Source organism: [Mycoplasma] falconis (assembly GCF_006385795.1).
GTDB lineage: Bacteria > Bacillota_I > Bacilli_A > Mycoplasmatales > Metamycoplasmataceae > Metamycoplasma > Metamycoplasma falconis.
In genome coordinates, this window is sequence record NZ_VFSS01000035.1 from 1 (window position 1) to 544 (window position 544).

At 36.0% G+C, this 544-nt stretch carries 2 protein-coding genes; both read right to left on the bottom strand.

What is annotated here, in order from left to right:
- The coding region (locus tag FJO69_RS03015) for a DUF2977 domain-containing protein (protein ID WP_140781575.1) at positions 1-362 on the bottom strand (362 nt) is incomplete at its 3' end.
- Positions 362-544 (bottom strand): hypothetical protein (locus FJO69_RS03020; protein WP_170177220.1); only part of this gene is annotated, 183 nt, incomplete at its 5' end. The genes FJO69_RS03015 and FJO69_RS03020, both read right to left, overlap by 1 nt.

Below are 544 nucleotides of genomic sequence, written 5' to 3' on the forward strand. Positions count from 1 at the left end.
GTATTTGTTTTACCAGCTTTTAGTTCAGTCAACTGTTGTGTTAACATAGCGTTTTGTTGTGTTAACTTCATTGTTAACATGTTTACTTGTGTCATCTGCATTTGCATACTCGCAACCATTCCGCGAAGTTCCTCATCACTCAAATCTGTTGCAGTTTGTTGACTTGGTGTGTTCGAATCATCTTCTTTTCCAAAATTGTTGTTGTATTTACTTTCGCCGTTAGTGACTACAAACTTTCTAGGTTCGAACTCTTCTTTAAATTTGATAGGCACATTATTATCGTCTACATCTAAACTATTGCGTAAACCGCCAGTATTAACGTATCCGATAACTTCGTTTTTATCGTTTACTGTGATTTTCATTATTTCCACCCCATAATTTTAGTTATAGTAACTTTGTTGGCATTCGCTCCAGAACCTGTTGTTCTGCCTAAATCGAAATACACATCGTTATCTATTCTTAAAGTAGTGCTACTTGTTTTGGATAGTAAGCACTCATAAATACCGCCACCGTTACCGTCTGAATCAACTACATTCGCTTTACT